The organism is Mesorhizobium sp. M7A.F.Ca.MR.148.00.0.0, assembly GCF_003997735.1.
Lineage (GTDB): Bacteria > Pseudomonadota > Alphaproteobacteria > Rhizobiales > Rhizobiaceae > Mesorhizobium.
This window is the reverse complement of sequence record NZ_RZTB01000031.1, coordinates 1-13,353: the sequence shown is the minus strand read 5'-3', so window position 1 is coordinate 13,353 and position 13,353 is coordinate 1. Positions and strand designations below refer to the sequence as shown.

At 57.1% G+C, this 13,353-nt stretch carries 14 protein-coding genes and 1 pseudogene; 3 read left to right on the top strand and 12 right to left on the bottom strand.

What is annotated here, in order from left to right; genetic code table 11:
- Positions 1 to 40: 40 nt before the first annotated feature.
- The 10 genes from EOB49_RS14645 to EOB49_RS14600 form a co-directional block, all read right to left on the bottom strand.
- Positions 41 to 739: a methyltransferase domain-containing protein gene (locus EOB49_RS14645; protein WP_127381362.1), complete on the bottom strand. Its 699-nt coding sequence runs from the start codon at positions 737 to 739 to the stop codon at positions 41 to 43.
- A 32-nt stretch (positions 740 to 771) separates the two neighbouring features.
- Positions 772 to 1,173 (bottom strand): GtrA family protein, encoded by a 402-nt coding sequence (locus EOB49_RS14640; protein ID WP_164781678.1) that lies wholly within the window; start codon positions 1,171 to 1,173, stop codon positions 772 to 774.
- Positions 1,174 to 1,202: 29 nt separating this feature from the next.
- Positions 1,203 to 2,135: a glycosyltransferase gene (locus EOB49_RS14635; protein WP_127381360.1), complete on the bottom strand. Its 933-nt coding sequence runs from the start codon at positions 2,133 to 2,135 to the stop codon at positions 1,203 to 1,205.
- Between the two features lie 66 nt (positions 2,136 to 2,201).
- Positions 2,202 to 2,498, bottom strand: coding sequence for a hypothetical protein (locus EOB49_RS14630; protein ID WP_127381359.1), 297 nt, complete (start codon positions 2,496 to 2,498; stop codon positions 2,202 to 2,204).
- A 12-nt stretch (positions 2,499 to 2,510) separates the two neighbouring features.
- Complete coding sequence (locus tag EOB49_RS14625; protein ID WP_127381358.1) at positions 2,511 to 3,671, bottom strand: hypothetical protein; 1,161 nt, start codon at positions 3,669 to 3,671, stop codon at positions 2,511 to 2,513.
- A gap of 294 nt (positions 3,672 to 3,965) precedes the next feature.
- Positions 3,966 to 4,838 (bottom strand): lysylphosphatidylglycerol synthase domain-containing protein, encoded by an 873-nt coding sequence (locus EOB49_RS14620; RefSeq protein ID WP_164781677.1) that lies wholly within the window; start codon positions 4,836 to 4,838, stop codon positions 3,966 to 3,968.
- A 64-nt stretch (positions 4,839 to 4,902) separates the two neighbouring features.
- Positions 4,903 to 5,526, bottom strand: a complete 624-nt coding sequence (locus tag EOB49_RS14615) for a methyltransferase domain-containing protein (RefSeq protein ID WP_127381356.1) — start codon at positions 5,524 to 5,526, stop codon at positions 4,903 to 4,905.
- A complete protein-coding gene (locus tag EOB49_RS14610; protein WP_164781676.1) occupies positions 5,527 to 6,585 on the bottom strand; it encodes a glycosyltransferase family 2 protein in 1,059 nt (352 codons plus the stop codon).
- 56 nt (positions 6,586 to 6,641) lie between these two features.
- Positions 6,642 to 7,214: an ATP-binding cassette domain-containing protein gene (locus EOB49_RS14605; protein WP_245472701.1), complete on the bottom strand. Its 573-nt coding sequence runs from the start codon at positions 7,212 to 7,214 to the stop codon at positions 6,642 to 6,644.
- Between the two features lie 134 nt (positions 7,215 to 7,348).
- Positions 7,349 to 8,236, bottom strand: coding sequence for an ABC transporter permease (locus tag EOB49_RS14600; protein WP_245469315.1), 888 nt, complete (start codon positions 8,234 to 8,236; stop codon positions 7,349 to 7,351).
- 321 nt (positions 8,237 to 8,557) lie between these two features.
- Between EOB49_RS14600 and EOB49_RS14595 the strand changes: the two genes are divergently transcribed.
- The 3 genes from EOB49_RS14595 to EOB49_RS14585 all read left to right on the top strand — a co-directional run bounded on the left by EOB49_RS14595 (position 8,558) and on the right by EOB49_RS14585 (position 12,180).
- Entirely contained in the window at positions 8,558 to 10,546 is a 1,989-nt protein-coding gene (locus EOB49_RS14595; protein WP_164781675.1) for a nucleoside-diphosphate sugar epimerase/dehydratase, read from the top strand.
- Positions 10,547 to 10,579: 33 nt separating this feature from the next.
- Positions 10,580 to 11,515: a glycosyltransferase family 2 protein gene (locus EOB49_RS14590; protein ID WP_127381354.1), complete on the top strand. Its 936-nt coding sequence runs from the start codon at positions 10,580 to 10,582 to the stop codon at positions 11,513 to 11,515.
- Between the two features lie 122 nt (positions 11,516 to 11,637).
- Positions 11,638 to 12,180, top strand: a complete 543-nt coding sequence (locus EOB49_RS14585; protein WP_127381353.1) for a sugar transferase — start codon at positions 11,638 to 11,640, stop codon at positions 12,178 to 12,180.
- A 51-nt stretch (positions 12,181 to 12,231) separates the two neighbouring features.
- Here the strand turns inward: EOB49_RS14585 and EOB49_RS14580 are convergent, their stop codons facing one another.
- Both EOB49_RS14580 and EOB49_RS14575 read right to left on the bottom strand, forming a co-directional pair.
- Positions 12,232 to 13,167, bottom strand: coding sequence for an NAD-dependent epimerase/dehydratase family protein (locus tag EOB49_RS14580; protein ID WP_127381352.1), 936 nt, complete (start codon positions 13,165 to 13,167; stop codon positions 12,232 to 12,234).
- Positions 13,164 to 13,353 (bottom strand): annotated as a pseudogene (locus EOB49_RS14575) (O-antigen ligase family protein); the annotation flags it as partial. The pseudogene EOB49_RS14575 and the gene EOB49_RS14580, both read right to left, overlap by 4 nt.

Sequence of the window (13,353 nt, the reverse complement as noted above, 5' to 3'; positions counted from 1 at the left end):
TCCCGCCGGAATGGGTTCCATATACCGCAAGTATCTTCAGCTATCGTACGATAACGGCACAATTGGAGCTAAAAAGACCTAGAGGAATACCGGTGTTAACTATTGCAGCCGGACTTCTCCCTGATTTGGGCCAGTCTTTCATAATAGATCGGCCATCCAAAAAGTCCATATTTTCTGGGTGCGTCCAGTACGAATATCTGGTTCCATTCAGCAGTGTCCGAAAGAGCCGGGGCGTGTAGTGCAGAAACGGAAGACCTGTGTGATGCTCAACAGGAAACCAACGATTAGGAAAGGCAATAAAAACTTTTTTTGCCACCCTTAGATGTTCGGAGATAAACTCGGTCCTCTGTGCAGGCCCTCCAACATGCTCTATTACCGCGTTGGAACACGCGATGTCAAAGCTTTGATCATCGAAGGGCAACCGTTCTCCAGCGCGTATTTGTTTGAAATGGACTTTTGGGTAGTTGGAGACGACCTGCTTCCCGTCGCCCAGGCCGACGCACGTGATATTGTGTTGCCACGGATAGTGTTTCTCGAGGAAATTGGCCCCGTCATTCTCGTCGTCGGAGACGCCAATATCCAGGATGCTGGAAGTGCTGCCTGGTGATAGCTCTTCCATGAACAAATTCATCATCGCCATACGGGCGCGTTTTAGAAGGCGCATCGAAAATGAATTATTCACGCCATCTCTGTAGTAAATAGAGTCAATATTCCCTCCATTATCGTTCGTCTTATTCACGACATCCTCTCCATTATTTATCGCGTGCACCGTTACGCCTTCCTGTTGCCGGGAAAGACAAACATGTTGTAGAGAAGAAAATTGACCACCAGGCCAACGGCTGCGCCCGCACAATAGGCAGGAACGTGCCGTAGACTCGCGTCGTGGGGAGCAATTGCGGACATTACGGCAAGGTTGGCTCCCGCTCCGACAGAGCTCGCAACCAGGTAACGCAAAAACTCGGCAAACGCGGTATAGACGCGCCATGCCGAGAAAGTAGCAACTCGATTGATCGCCCATGTTGTGGCGATTGCGACAATGGAGGCAATGATCCGCGCGCGCCAGTATTGAGTGGAAAAAATCAGTGTCAACCCGAAGAATACGGTAGCATCGACTATGAACCCAAGAGCCCCCACGCCGAGGAAATCGGGAAGCTTTCTGATGCGCTGCCTCATGTGTTTTGCCTCGACGCGCCTACTGTGAATCATGGCGCCGGATATCGGAGGTAGGCCAAGCGCTTCGCCTCGCGCCGGCCGCGCGTAACGGTGTCAAGAATGAAGCCGCTGGATAACGAGAGCAGCGCGGACACCATGATGCCCGTCGCAAGAACCGCTGTCGGCAAACGGGGTACGAGGCCGGTTTCCATAAACTCGATGATGACAGACGCGCCAATGAGCAGAGAGAGCATCGCCAAGATACCCGCCACAATAGAGAAGAAGGCAAGCGGCCGCTCCTCCTTTACGAGGAAACCGATCAAGCGCAGTATTCGTAAGCCATCACTGTAGGTCCGCAACTTGCTCGCAGAACCAGTTGGTCGTTCGCGGTACGGGGCTGTGATCTCTGATTGGGGTAAGCGGAGATCGAGCGCATGCACCACAAGTTCGGTTTCAATCTCAAACCCGGTCGATAGGGCGGGAAACGATTTAGCATAGCGCCGCGAAAACGCCTTGTATCCAGATAGCATGTCGGTGGTTGCTGCGCCGAAAATTCGTCGAACGAGGCCGGTTAGGAGCTTGTTCCCCCATTCATGGCCGCTTCTATATGCGTCGGAATTCTCAGCCACACGCGCGACATTTACCATGTCGTAGGGGCCGGAACAGAGCTCATCAATTAGGCGTTGGGCTACAGACGCGTCATAAGTGCCGTCCCCATCGACTAAAATATAGATGTCCGCCTCAATATCGCTGAACATTCGCCTAACCACGTTTCCTTTTCCCTGGTTTTTTTCTTTGCGTACAATCGCTCCTGAGCGAACAGACGCGTTATAGGTGTCATCACTCGAATTATTGTCATAAACGTACACATCGGCTGCGGGTAGGTGTGATTTGAAGTCATGAATTACGTCAGCAATAGTCAGCTCCTCGTTGTAGCAAGGAACAAGTACTGCTATTTTGTGTTCACGGTTCTTGTTAGTCATGGCGCTTGTCATTTTTCGCAACAGCCCGAGGGAGAAGGTCGAAGACTTCCTTCACGCAAAAGCATTTCAGATAGGATCGCGATTGGCTTCGACCGCGAGTATCGATTCCGCCCCTGCTTGATACATCAAGTAAGCATGTCCCGCTTCCATCGGTCCGAGTTCCAGGATGCGCTTGCCGGAAAAATCCCTCAACGGTTTTCGAAAGCCAGTCGATACGTGAGTCTTCAAAGGGGGCGGCGCGCTCCCGGGGGCTGTTGTGGCATCGGCCGTCGCTGGAGATTTGGACGACCATTCGCTTTTGAAAATATCAACTGCATCGTGGGCGCTTGGCGCAGTTGCAACATATTTGTCAAGAATGTCCATTGGTCCTCGATGCTAGTTTGACGTATCTTTACTGGGGGCTGGTAGAGTTCTCGCGTCGATGAATGCCGGCATCGTATATAGTCGCCCGTCGTGGGTGACAAAGGCGAAGAGTATCAATACCGCCAGACTTGCTGCTGCCGATTTCGGCAATGGGATCCACGACACTCCGCCGATGGCTGCAGCGATGAACAGGGTCAGAAGCGGCAAGTAGTAGCGGAATTGCATCCCTCCGGTATATCCAGTCTCTAGATGCGCGCCGTACATAGTTGCTATGTGGAGTACTGCAAAAATTATAAGAGCCAGAAGCAGCGATATCGCGGTCAATTTGAATTGCTTGAACAGAACTCCACCGGAAACAACAGTAAAGCTAAACAGATAAGTCAAAGGCCAAAAGCTGAGTCCTGATGTCGTATATTTATAGACGACATGTGAGTAAATTCCAGAAGACTGGACAGTCATATCGATCCAAAATTTATCAAGATACTGCAACAATGTCATCCGGTCTTGAACGAACATTGCAGGGGCTGCACGGAGAGCCATCTCGAAAAAGTCAACTGGCGTTGGAAACGGCTCGCCGTACACCGCCAGGATTGTCAGATAATACCCGAGCCCAACGACCAACGCCATCAGCACGGAGGGCATCTTGAACACATCGACGACAGCTTGGATGCCTCGCCCCCGTAGCAGGACGAAGGCGCCAGGTAACAAGATCGCACCGGCTTGGACAAGCGCAGTCACCTTGACCAAGGCGACAATCAGGGCTGCTGAAACAGCCAGCCCGAAGAAGCGAGGATCTCTTGTGACGTAGAACTTAGCGCTAAGACAGGCGACAACGACCACCAGAAAAGTCGCCAGATTGTCGTTGTTTATACCAGTGAAAAGGTACATGAGGTAGGGGATGGTCATAGCGCATATCGTTGCAACTAACGCTGCAAGGGGGCTCGATGCGATAACCCTAGAAAATAAAAATAAGGCCGATATAGTTGCTAAGCCGATGATATAATTTTCTATTTGAAGTGAGATTTGTATTTCGACGCCGATTATTGAGAGTATAGCGGAAAATTTTCCCAGAAGAGTATAATAAAGTGCTGGATGCTCAAGATATGACGCGCTAGCTCCGTTTGAGTAGTTTGGTATCAGGCGCCCATTGAATACATCCATGATGTACATCATGTGGTACGGCTCGTCGGGGTGCTCGACCGCCGTGACGAACGATGACCACCATAGGTAATAGGATGTGAAAACAAACCACAACACTATCCATGGCGTAGCCGCTTCAAGTTTGTCTCGGTACGCCGTCACGTTTCGTTACTCCAAGGGCGCCATTTAGCACTGTCGAAAAAAGGATGCGCACGTGCGACACCCAGCACAAGAATGACAAGAAGCGCAACCGAAATGATGTATCGCAGCAATGGATCTGTCATGGCAAATAATTGCCTTGCACGGGCGCTTCCCCCATTCGCGTGTTCATGCGCTCTTCCCCTTTTGCAATATCAATTCCACAAGGGCGACCAGGCAGTCTCCGAGAACGGTGACGAGCCGGTTGCCGAGAGCAACCGCGGTGGCTGCCGGAGGCGGCAGGCCCGCGGCGGTAAGCCCCATGATCAGAACGGCTTCACGCACCCCAAGCCCACCCGGCGCTCCCGGAACGGCAAAGCCAATGAGCCAGGCAGCCGCTCCTATGCCGACCAGCTCGGCCACATGCCCCGCATCGTCCAGGGTTCTGGAAAGCGCAACGATCAGCAATCCATTGCCGATGAAAAACAGTGCATAGAGAAGAAAGGCTTCGGTAGAGACGATTAGCGCTCTTCTCCCGATGCCGGCGATCCTGAAGCGAAACAAAAGCGCTGTCCCGACGGCAAGCGCCAAAAGCCCGGCGGCGATTATTCCCGCAAGCAATCTAGGGTTATCGAGACCATAGTGCGCATAGGCATCCTGGAAAACCCGCCATGCCAGCAAGGCGGCCAACGTTCCTGCGGCAAGGACGATGATGGACAATTCCCCTATCTGGGCAAAGGCAAGCGCCTTGTTCGATGCTCCGGCATTGCGGGCGAGGGCAAACCGGCCAACCATATGCATCACGTTGCTCGGCAGGTATTTGTAGATCTGCGTCTTCCCAAAAATACCAAGCGCACGACCCAGCCCAAGCGACGGCCCGTCAACGGCAACCAGGAAGCGATACCAGGCGATGCCGACCAGTTGCAGGATGACGGCATAGGCGAGGGCGCAGCCCGGTATGGCGATCAGAAAAAGTGGTGAGATGAGTTGTCGTTGCAGGTCGCCGAAGGAGCGATGGATCGCCAATCCGACGAAGACAAGCGCGGCAAGGCTGACAATCATACCCCCGGCGCGAATTATTGAATTCAGCTTTCTGCTTTTGGCTGATGGTGCCGTCTGCATTGTCTCAGTCACAACGGCAAAGGGCCATGGTCCAAGGGAGCGGCTTGAGGACCTCCACGACCTCCAGCGATTTGCCCAACAGGTTGATGAACGATGCGGACGACCAGTGCTGGATATGGCCTGGCGTATTTCCAAGGCTTGAGATGTATTTACCTCTGGCCATGTTAAGTGCCCGCCAGACAGGCTCGCGTGGCACGCTGACTAGAAGGTAAGGTTTGGCAAGCGATTTGAGTATCGCAAGGGCTTGTTCGGTATCTGGGATGTGCTCGAGAACTTCGCAACAGATCACCAGTTCGGCCGAAGCGACTTCGGGTGTCAGGTCGAAAAGCGAGCGTGTTTCAAATATTGGCTCCAGCCCACGCTTCGTGCATTGCTCATTAGCCTCCGAAACACTGACGGATTCCAGGTCGCTGCCGCGAACATTCCACCCCCGATCATGAAGGCGAATGGACAAATTTCCCTCGCCGCAGCCGACCTCGTAAGCGTTGCGGACGCCTGTCTTCGCCGTCAACATATCGAAACTGCTCAGAAAGCCATCCATGAGATATCGTGCGATCGGATTCCGGGTATTGTATTTGTCGTAGTAATTGCCCGGAACGTTATCGTAGGCTGCTCGCGCTTCGTTCATCTACACTATTCCGCTTATTTTACCTGCCTGAACCTTGGAACCTTCGCGATCTATCGAAAGCGAGCGGATCAATGCATTTTCCCGATGTTCCTGTTGCAGTTGCCTGATCCTGATTTCTTCGAGGATCTGCCTGTTAACCGCGATCAGTTCGGAAAGGATACCGCTCATGGCGAGGATGCCAGCCAGGGCAAGCAAGGCGCTGGAGAGAACCAGCGACTGAATGTTGCCGCTGCCTTCGCCCCTCAGGTAGTGGAAAAGGAACCGGGCGATCATGATCAAACCCGGCGTGGCGATTATGGCCGCACACACCGAAAAGAAGCGCAGCGGGCTATAGACGACAAAGATCCTCACGACCGTTATCAGGGAGCGCCGCACATAGCTTGGTATGCTCTTGACCAGCCGCGAGGGCCGGAGATCGCCGTTCACGCGGATCGGCACGGAGGTGATCGGAATGTTCCTGCGGCCCGCCTGGATGATCGTTTCCAGCGTATAGGTGTAGCGGTTGAAGACGTTGAGCTGTATCGCCGCGTCGCGGTGGATGGCACGGAAACCGCTCGGCGCGTCGGGAACCGTCGTGCCGCTGGCAACCTTGACGGCCAGGCTTCCAAGCTTTTGCAGAAATTTCTTGACGGGTGAAAAATGCTCTATCTCGCTGATCGGCCTTGCGCCGACGACGATCAGGGCCTTTTTCTCCAATATCGGGCGGACGAGATCGGGAATGCAGGAGGCATCGTATTGGTTGTCGGCATCTGTGTTGACAATAACATCGGCGCCGAGCTTCAACGCCGTCTCAATGCCGGTCATGAAGGCTTTGGCAAGCCCCTGATTGTGGGGCAGCGAGACCACGTGATCCACCCCGTTTTCCCGGGCAACGTCCACTGTGCGATCAGTGGAGCCATCGTCGATCACGAGCCACTCTACCTGGTCGAAACCCTCGACCTGACGTGGGAGATCAGCAAGCGTGACGGCGAGTGTCCCCTCCTCATTCAAGCATGGGATCTGGATGATAAGCTTTGACAATCCACCCTCTTCTTTTTTTCTTAAGACCGGCGCTGCCATCCACGGCATGGACCTGAAGAACTTGGATATGAAGCCAATTGATCGCGAGGCGGCTTTTAAACCAGGGACTCGATCCGCCCAGCTCGAAGCGTCATTTTCTTCGTGCAAACGCGCTCGATGAGCGCTTCGTCGTGGCTGGCCAATACGATGATGCCGGCCTTTTCCGCCAGTTGGTTCATCCGTTGTTTGGCTTTTTCCTGGAACGATGCGTCGCCGGCGCCAATCCATTCATCCATCAGCAGAATTTCGGGCTCGAGCGTGGTCGCCGCCGCAAATGCCAAGCGCGCCGCCATGCCCTGGCTGTACGCCTTGAACGGCAGGTCGATGAAGTCGCCCAGTTCGCTGAAATCGATTATTTCTTCCATCTTCTCTTCGATCTCGGCCGCCGTCCAGCCACTGATCAATCCTCTCAGCACGATGTTCCTGCGCCCGGTGGCCTCGGGGCGAAACCCTATGTTGATGTTGAAAAGGGCATCGACCTTGCCCGCGATCGATATCGTGCCACCCGACGGCTGATAGATTCCATATAGAACCTTGAGCAGCGTCGTCTTGCCGGCGCCATTCGGGCCGACAAGGCCCAACCGGTCGCCTGCCTTGAGTTCGAAGCTGACATCGTCGAGCGCCTGCACGACCTGCTTGGTGCCCGACTTGGCTATGTTGCCGCCAAGAGCGCTGCGACGCCGGCCAGGCGCCGAAAGTGTCAATTTTTCGAACAGACGATAAACGAGGCTGACATTGTTCAGTTGGATGGATGTCATGGAACTCAGATCAGGAAAACGATGCGTTTGCGATAACGGCCCAGCAACAGCAGCGCAAGAGCCCATAGGCCGAGACTGATGTAACCAGCCACGGCCAATGCATGCGTCGGAAATATGCCGGCCGTGATCGGCTCACGCACGCCCTCCAGGAAATAGGTGAAGGGATTCCAATGATAGGCATACTTTTGGACGCCTTCCTGGCCGCTATAGACCCAGAAGACCGGCGTGAAGAACATGCCGACCCGCATCAGATTCCCGACGATGAACTCACTATCGGGAAAGAAAGCGCCCAAGAACGCAAAAACCGTTACGAATGCAGGCGTTGCCAGGATGATGAGCAGCAGACCCAGCAGCGATAGCAGCCAATTCGTGCTGATTCCGTAACCGCCCAGCAGCAGAACAAGAACGCAACCCGCCAACGAATAAGCAGCCCTGATGATGCATTGCATCGTCAATCGCATCACATAGACGAACAACGGCAGCGTCGTGCCTTGAATGAAGCTCGCTTCTCGCTGGAAGAGCGACACGCTCATGGTGATGGTTTCGGTGAGATAGAACCAGACCAGCATGCCGATGGCTACATAGGCTATATAGCTTGGGTTGCTGGCGTCTGTGGTCACGAAAACAAAGACAAAAGTGCCGACGAAAGCGAAATAATTGACCAGCATCCAAAGCGGGCCGAGCGTCGTGCGTCTGTGCTGATCGCCGATGTCCTCGTGGGCAAGCGCGATCCAGACCCGGTGTAATCTCATGGCCTTTGAGATGTCGTCAAAAGCGCCGTTTAGTGCCGCAATCATAGCTGGGAGTATCGCAATCCGTTGTTCTGGCGCATTATTCTTCGCTGGCCATAGCGAACCACCAAGCCCGTCTCTAATAGCCATTTCGATGGGCATATGGCAACGCATTGCGTCGTAACGAGGTGGGGAGCAGAGTCAACTGCGGCAAAACTGAGCGCATGCTGATGCTGCGTGGCTTATCTATTAGCGTTTGATAATGTTAGCTTTACGGCAATCGCCCGAGCATGATCCATGTTCTCCACTGGAAGCCTCTTGTCCGAAAAAAAACCTCTAGCTATGCCCCCGCCCCCGAAGTATGCGATACAGGACGGCGGGGGCCGGGGATAGCACTTGAGCAAGGTGATTGGTCGCGAAGTAACTTCGTGTTCGCACCTCGCTGGTGTCGATGCCCTTGAGCCTGGAGTCTAGTGCCGTCCAATGAATTCCCACCTCGAAGCTGTGTTCGGGCTCAGGCCACAGATGCGGCGCGCCTTCATCATGGTCCAGGACGTGGTCATGGTCCTGGTCGCCGTGGCGCTCAGCCTGGTGCTTTCGCGGTCGAATCTTTCGTTCGACGCGCTCTCCGAGGAGGGTCTGGCGACATGGGCGGGCATCGTCGTCATCAGTCATTTGCTGTTCCGCTACAGTGGCCTCTACACCACCGTCTGGCGCTTCGCCTCGACGCCGGACTTTTTCAACATCCTGAAGAGCTGCGCGATCTTGACGTTCACTCTTTATGTGGCGTCGCTGCTGCTGCGGTTTTACCGGCCGGTGGCGGGGCTCAACGAGCGTCAGTTCATCGTCTTCTTCCTTGTCTCCTTCACCATCATATCGGCACCCCGGCTGTTCTACCGCTTCCTGCGTGACGGCGCGAGCTGGGGGATTCTGAGCCGCAAGACCGACATCAGGCAGGCCAAGCGCGCTCTGTTCGTCGGCCGGCTCGGCGAGGCCGACCTGATCATTCGCTTCACGCGCACGGCGCAACCGGCGGACTATTCCATCGCGGGCATCATGGCGACCGAGCGCGGCGCCCCGTTGGGCACGCGGATTCAAGGTGTTCCCGTGGTGGCGACCATGCCGCGCCTGATCGATGTCCTGGAAGACTATGCGACCGGCACCAAAAGCCTGGACTTGCTGATTTTCGGCAGCGGCGCCGAGCACGAAATCGAGGACTATTCGGAACTCGTGCGCATTGCCCGGCACGGCGACATAAATGTGGTGCAGTTCTCAGGCCTTTCGGAGTTGGAACAGCACGGAAAGCTGGTTCTCGACACCGTCGAGATGGAAACGATCCTGCGCCGTCCGGCGGTCGCGTCCGACATCCAGCGCATCGGCGCCTTTGTCAGCGGCAAACGCGTTCTGGTAACCGGCGGTGCCGGTTCTATCGGCCAGACGCTGGTCAAGCGGTCGCTGGAACTGGGAGCCGAGGCGGTGCTGGTCGCCGACAACTCCGAGTTCGGCATTTTCCAGTTGAGCCAGTATGTTGACGAGAAGGACCACGACCGCCTCAAGGTCCGCATCGTCGATGTCGCGGACCGGCGCCAGATAATGCGTGTCGTCACGGAATTCCGGCCGGACATCATCTTTCACGCCGCGGCGCTCAAGCATGTTCCGCTGCTCGAGGAGAACTGGGATTCAGCCATCCAGACCAACATTTTCGGAACGCTCGTCTGTGCCGAGGTTGCCGCCAAGTGCGGGGTTGCGCAATTTGTCCTGATATCGAGCGACAAGGCGGTGGATCCCTCATCGGTGCTTGGCATGACGAAGCGGGCCGCCGAACAGATCATCAGTGCCTTGCACGGCATGCCGGCAGGCGAGACGGGCGGGCGCCTCACGGCCACCAAGTTCATTGCAGTGCGGTTCGGCAATGTCTTCGGCAGCAATGGTTCGGTGGCGACCATATTCCAGGCGCAGATCGAGGCTGGGGGGCCCGTCACCATCACCGACCGGCGCATGACGCGCTATTTCATGACCGTGGCCGAAGCCGTCGATCTCGTCATCATGTCGGCGACCGATGCCGCGTCGCGGCAGAGCGGAGACGATTATGCCGTCTATATGCTTGACATGGGCAAGCCGGTGCCGATCCTTGAAGTGGCCGAAACGATGATCCGCTTGTCCGGAAAGAGCCCATACAAGGACATCGCGATCCGGTTCACCGGCATCAGGCCGGGCGAAAAACTTCACGAAACGCTGCATGGCGAAGACGAGGAACTCGTCGAACTCGGCATCTCGAAGGTTTTCGGCCTCAGCACGGACGTCGTGGAATGGTCGGATGTCCAGGTCGCGCTCTCGGCCCTGCAGCAGTCGGCGAAAAACCAGGACAAGGCTGCCGCGCTCGCCGCATTGGCAGGTCTCGACCGCGCCAAGAAGGCCAGGGCAAGTGCGAGGCAAGACGCGATCCCGAAAACGGCGGGGCAGGCGAGCTAGGCCCGGTTCAGAATTCAGAAAGCGATCTTGCTCGTGAGCAAAGATGATCTGCGCATCGCGGTCCTGATGGGCACGAAAGACGGCGCTACCTTCATCGAGGAGCAGCTGCAATCCCTGTTTGCGCAGTCGCACCCTCTGGTCGACCTGTGGATTTCAGACGATGGCTCCACCGATGGCACGACCGCCATCATCGAGACATGGAAATCCCGCTGGCGGCCCAAGGGTCGGATGACGCTGGTGGAGGGGCCGCGGCAAGGCTTCGCCGCCAATTTCCGCTCCATGATCGTCGACCGACGCATCGAGGCGGACTGCTATGCCTTCTGCGACCAGGACGATATCTGGGAGCCCGACAGGCTGGAGAGCGCTATCAGCTGGATGCGGACCCAGGATGCGAAAACCCCGCTGATGTTTTGTTCGCGAACCGCGACCATGACGGAAACAGGAAGCCTTGTCGGCCATTCGCCGCTGTTTGCCCGGCCGCCAACCTTTCGCAATGCGCTTGTGCAAAGCATCGCCGGCGGCAACACAATCCTGCTCAACGCGGCGGCACGCGACCTGCTGGCCAGGGCCTCCACGAGGACCGGGTTCGTCAGCCATGACTGGTGGGCCTATCTCATCGTGACCGCCGCCGGCGGCATCGTCCGCTACGATCCGCGGCCGCTGGTGCGCTACCGGCAGCACGCGGCGAACCTGGTCGGCGCCAACGTGTCCTGGAAAGCAAGGTTCTCTCGGCTTGGCCGCCTGTTCAAGGGGGAATTCGCCGGCTGGACGGACCTCAACCTCGACGGTCTCGCCGTCAATCGCGACCTACTGACCGAGGACGCGACGGCGTGCCTCGACCTTTTCACCCGCGGGCGCAACGGTGGCCTTTCCCGCCGCTTGGCAGGCTTGCGCCAAAGCGGCGTCTATAGGCAGACCGTTTCCGGAACCCTGGGGCTCTATCTCGCTTTCATCCTGGGGCGCATCTGAACATTGGCACGGCTGCGTGGCACGCTTGGTCAGGAGATCGGCTCATGCTACGTCGATCGGATTGACGGCATTGGCCTGCGGCGTTGCCTCGGGACTTCGGCAGGGAGCACTATCGGCCGTTCATGAAGGCAGCCAAGCAAATCTTCGATGTTGCCGGTGCGGCTCTGCTGCTGGTGGCCACATCTCCTGTCTTGGCGCTCACCGTCCTTGCCGTTCGGGCATCGTCGCCGGGCCCGGCTATTTTTTCGCAGGTGCGGGTCGGCCGTGACGGTCGGCTTTTCCGCTGCCACAAGTTGCGCACCATGTATGTCGGGACGCCGTCGCTACCCTCGCATGAGGCGCCGGCGGATTCCGTGACATCGGTCGGGAAGGTCTTACGGAAGTTCAAGCTCGACGAGCTGCCGCAATTCTGGAACGTCCTGAAGGGCGAAATGAGCCTGGTCGGGCCGCGCCCCTGCCTGCCGACCCAAACGGAGTTGATCGAGTGTCGCAGGCGGCTGGGGGTTTTGGCAGCGCTGCCGGGCATAACCGGCCTGGACCAGATCAGGGGCATCGACATGTCGAACCCGGAGCTTTTGGCCGAAACGGATGCTGCCTACCTCCGCACTGCGTCGTTCTGGCTCGATCTTCGGATACTGTTTGGAACGCTCTACCGCAGACCATGATCCCAAAAAGTGGAAGCCGGTTTTTGGGAAAGATCATGTCAAGCAAGAAAGTCAGGATCTACCGAGCCGCGCCAGCTCGGCCAGCCGCTCGACCGTGCGGGCTTCAGGCGTCCACCCCTGCGATACCAGCAGGGCGGGGTCGCATATCTGTGTCGCGGTCAGGCTGTCCCAGAACGCCCGCCTGCCGAGCGCGGCCACGACCGGCCGTATCAGACCGGCCGGCACAGCCATCAGGCGCTCACGCCGCCCCAAACCTCTGCGAAAGGCGGCGATGATGGCCTCGACGGCGACCGGCGGCACATCTGCGCCGACATAGATCGGGCGAAGCGGTCCGGAATGGCTGAGCAGGTGCGACACTGCTCGCACCGCGGCCTCGGAAGACATCAGCGAGCGGATTCCGGTCAAGGCACCCGTCGGCAGCGGCAGCGGCGTATCGGCAAGGCGCATCAGCGTTGCCAGATTCCCCCTCATGCCGCTTCCATAAACCGGAGGCAGGCGCAACACGGCGGCGTCCGAGCGGCCGTGTAACGCGTAGGCGTCCAAAACCTTGATCTCGCCTTCGCGCTTCGAGCGTCCATAGGCGCATTGTGGGGCAGGAAGCGTGTCCTCGTCGATCGTTGCGCTGACATGCGCGCCGATCACCGCTCGGATCGAGGAGAGATGGATGAAACGTCCGCTTATCTGGGCGGCCGCTGCATGCGCCAGCCTTGCGCTCAGTTCCACATTGGCCGCCTGGTAATCGGCTTCGGTTGCATTTCCCTGATCATTGTTGAGGCCGGCGCAATGGACGACGTCAGTTATATGCCGGGTCAGTTCCAGGAAGGCGGCGGCCGGCGCATCGAAGCCGGGCATCGGCACAGTCTCGTTCTCCGAACCCAGCCTCTCGGGATGGCGGGAGGCGAGGCGAAGCTCGGCACCGGCTTCGCGAAGGTGGCGCACGACAAGACGCCCGATGAAACCTGTCGCGCCCGTGACCAGAACCTTCATGGCCTTGCCCGAAACAGCTCTTTGCTGACTACTCGCGCTTCCATTACTGGCGCAGGTGCCTGCTCTTCCAACAACGGAACCTGGCGGCCGGAGGCGAGATATGTTCCGCTCACCAGGAAGACCATCAGCATCGAGTCCAGAATGTCATGGCCGATCAGGATGCCTGTCATTCCGGCCGTCAGATAG